The organism is Halorubrum sp. AJ67 (genome assembly GCF_000513435.1).
The window spans coordinates 203,683-205,282 of record NZ_CBVY010000002.1 but is presented as its reverse complement, the minus strand read 5'-3'; the positions used below and the strand labels follow the sequence as shown (position 1 = coordinate 205,282).

Annotated in this window: 2 pseudogenes; both read right to left on the bottom strand. The window is 70.8% G+C overall.

Features of this window, described 5'->3' with window-relative positions:
• Positions 1-559: pseudogene (locus BN903_RS02905) on the bottom strand (TIGR00300 family protein); the annotation flags it as partial.
• A 108-nt stretch (positions 560-667) separates the two neighbouring features.
• Positions 668-1,600, bottom strand: a pseudogene (locus tag BN903_RS02900) (site-2 protease family protein); the annotation flags it as partial.

Genomic DNA, 1,600 nt, shown 5'->3' with positions numbered 1-1,600 from the left:
CGCTCCGCGGGCGCTCCGGCGGGTTCACCCGGATCCCGGACTCGTCGGTCGCGACGAGGTCCCCCTCCTCGACCGCGTTGAGCGTCTTGGTGTACGCGCGCGGACCGCCGTCGGTCTCGTCGTCGCCCGAGGCGTCCGCTCGGTTCCCCTCGCCGGCGTCCGCTGCCGGCTCGGGTTCGACCACCAGCGCGCAGTCCATCTCGATCCGCTCGACCGCGATCCACTCGCCGCCGTACAGCACCTCAGTCGGGTGGTTCGTGGTGGAGTAGAAGTTCGGCGGGACCACCTTGTCCGCGGGCGCGGCGACGAGGTTCACCTCCGAGGGGTCCTCCAGCACCGCCCCGTTCTGGTGGAGTTCGTGGAGGATCGCCCGCAGCGTCTCGGCGTCGTCGGCGGAGACGGTCAGCCGGCAGTACGACTCCTCCGTCTCGTGTTTCCCGACGTCGAACTGCTCGACGTCGAACGATCCGCCGAGGTCCATCACCGCACCGAAGCAGCGCTGCATCGTACCGCTGTCGATGATGTGTCCCTCGAGTTCGACGGTCCGCGAGCGGGTCATACGGGTGCGTCGCGCCCGCCGGGGAAACGCGTTTCCCTCAAGCGGGAGGCAGTTTTTCGCAACCGCCGGAGAGAAGCGTTTTCACGGCCCGGAAGTCGGTGACCCGCCTCAGATCAGCCCGAGCGCGGTGAGGATCTGGTTGCCGAAGACCATCGCGATCAGCCCGGCCAGCATCACCAGCCCGGACGAGACCGTGATGGTCCGCACCGCCGCGTGGCGATCGCTGATCGGGACCCGGCTGACCACCGCCTCGGCGACCATCCGCAGGATTCGGCCGCCGTCGAGCGGGAACGCCGGCAGGCAGTTGAAAAGCGCCAGCTGGATGTTGATCCACCCCGACCAGAAGAGGAGGTTCGCCAGCAGGAAGACGCCGCCGCCCAGCGCCGCGAGCGGCCCCTCGACGACGAAGAAGTTGGTCAGGTCGCCGGTAAAGCCCGCGAAGTTGAACGGGAGCCCGAACAGGCTGCCGAGCGGGAGGATCAGCGCGACGAACACCAAGCCGAGCGGCGAGTCGGTGACCCCGCCGAGCGCGAGCCCGTCGCTCGCGCCTTCACCGCCCTCGCCGCCGAGCAGTTCGAGGTACGCGCCCGCGGGGTACTCGGTGACGCCCACGTCGTCGAGCGCGAGGCCGCTCGTGCCGGGGAAGACGCTGACCCCGATGAACCCGCCGTCGCGGTTCGGGTGCGGGTCGAGTTCCACGTCGTAGGTCTCGCGCTCGCCGTCGGAATCGTACACCGTGACGGGGACGGTCTCGCCCGCGTCGCGGTCGCCGAGGACCGCGGAGAGCGCCTCGTTGTCGACGACGCGCTCGCCGTCGATCGAGACGATCGTCAGCGGCTCGCCGAGGGCCGCCCCCTCGTCGTGGATCGGGCCGCCCTCCTGAACGCCGACGACGTACGCGCCGATCGGTACGTCCGGGACGGTGACGGCGGCCTCACCGTCCGCGGTCTCGACGGTCGAGGCGTCCTCGGCCCCGGGGGCGTCGCGGACCGGGTCGAGGACGCTCGGCGTTGCCGGTCACGGTGAGCGTCGCGCGCCTCG